Annotated in this window: 1 protein-coding gene; it reads left to right on the top strand. The window is 45.3% G+C overall.

Features of this window, described 5'->3' with window-relative positions:
• On the top strand, nucleotides 1-453 hold a 453-nt coding region (locus ACFQ8Y_RS22755; protein ID WP_430586810.1), incomplete at its 5' end, for a hypothetical protein.
• Nucleotides 454-1,177: the final 724 nt, after the last annotated feature.

Below are 1,177 nucleotides of genomic sequence, written 5' to 3' on the forward strand. Positions count from 1 at the left end.
GATCTAGATAATCTGCATCAAGAATTCAAAGAGCTTGAAGAAGAAAACAAGCTCTTGAAAATAGAAATCAACAGCCGTAAATCCGAAAGACGGGGATTGATTGACAGAATCAAAACATTCGAAGCCAAGAAAGAAGATGCGGAGAAGGAATTTCAAGACCTTAAACAGTCATATGACCAAAGAGTAAAAGAGCTGGCTGAAATCAGTGGGTACATTGAAGGCCTTGCGGAATACGGTTACACAGACGAGGAAGGTCATCCATTACACAATTGCATGTCGTTTGTAAGAATCGCAGACATTGTAGGCGCTGAAATTCCTAAAGCAGATGTGATCCATGCGAAGGTGAAAAGATCCATAGTGGATGACAAACCTACAATTATGGATAGCGACCTGAAAGAAAAAATGGTATGGGTTAAAGAATTAGGCGTTTATATCCTGCCGAAATTCGTATAACAATAACATTACTGATTTCATCCCGTGCGAAGGCCAGGGAAGCTGATGTATACGGGATTCCTCCGATGGTGTAATTCGGGAAAAGTCTGATTTAGAGTAGGAGCGCCAAGGTGTGGGAGTCTTGGGGCGTTCGTGGTGGCGGCATATTCTGCGGATGTCGTGAGCGGCTAAGGGTGGTCAAGGGTCGCCGTCCGATATGCCATGTGTATGATTGGACCTCCGGTATTCGTATAACGATAACCGGCTTTATTGTGGTGGTGTCGCGTTCGTATGGGTGACACAAGCGGCTAAGTGAGTGGGTCAAGGGTCGCAATTCGCTATTTTTAGGGTTCGGGGATAGCCTGGACGACATTGCCGGTAAGACTGCTACTTAATAACATGTAGGGTGATCCCATCACAGTCTTATCATGGGAGGCAATAAATATTTAAGGCGGCACTGCTAATAAGCGGGGTCGCTTTTTTGTGTTGTTTGTGACCTGTGTCCGGTGATTCTCAGGGAAACGATTGAAAGCCAAAAAAGCGCTTGAGTGCGGGCGCAGATCAGAGACAACAAAAGGAGATATGAAAATGAGCCTATACGATTATTTGCAAAGGAAGAAGGAAGAGGAAAGCGAACCAGCACTGAAAGCGGAGAAAGAGGCGCACAAATGTAATGGCTGCGTGTGGGGTTCCTGGGCAGGCAATAAATACGTTTGCATGTTCAGGAGCTGCATCAAAAAAGAAT

The sequence above is a fragment of the Isoptericola sp. NPDC056605 genome (genome assembly GCF_042792795.1).
Taxonomy (GTDB): Bacteria; Actinomycetota; Actinomycetes; order Actinomycetales; family Cellulomonadaceae; genus Isoptericola.